The 451-nt window shown below is 55.7% G+C and carries 1 protein-coding gene; it reads left to right on the top strand.

Features of this window, described 5'->3' with window-relative positions; genetic code table 11:
- Window positions 1–278: 278 nt before the first annotated feature.
- Window positions 279–446 carry a hypothetical protein gene (locus IV91_RS18625; RefSeq protein WP_160171595.1) on the top strand — a complete coding sequence of 56 codons (168 nt, stop codon included), beginning with the start codon at window positions 279–281 and terminating at the stop codon, window positions 444–446.
- Window positions 447–451 lie beyond the last annotated feature (5 nt).

Raw genomic sequence — 451 nt, 5'->3', positions numbered from 1 at the left:
AAACAACCTAACCGAAAGCGTTCGATCAGTTTCGGCAGCGCTGGCAGCGTTGTCGGCAACGGAGTCACGATCCGTCGTCCACTGATAGACCGTAAGCGGGCCCATTAGGCAATAAATCTCATGGACGAAATCCATGGGAGAGGTCGAATAGACCACCTCAGGTTGGCACCTGAGCGCCGAAAAGGGTGAGTGCAGAGAGCAGCAAAATCGATTGGAACCTTGGCGGGTTCCGTGGGAGTGGCGGGCTTGGCGGCCCACCGCTGATTTACGCATACCGGTTGGCTCCGGTAGAAATTGGACGATTCATCGTCCGCACGTCCATCACGGACAACAAGGCACTGGATCGCCCATTTTTGGGGGATCAAGGGCTCCATCAGTCCATCACGGACACAACTCAGGCCAGAAACAACGGCCAGCATCATCTCAAGTCAGTTGCGGACATATAGGGCCA

Source organism: Ferrovum myxofaciens (genome assembly GCF_000735045.1).
Classification (GTDB): Bacteria; Pseudomonadota; Gammaproteobacteria; order Burkholderiales; family Ferrovaceae; genus Ferrovum; species Ferrovum myxofaciens.
The sequence above is the reverse complement of the archived record's forward strand: the minus strand, read 5'-3'. Positions and strand labels throughout refer to the sequence as shown.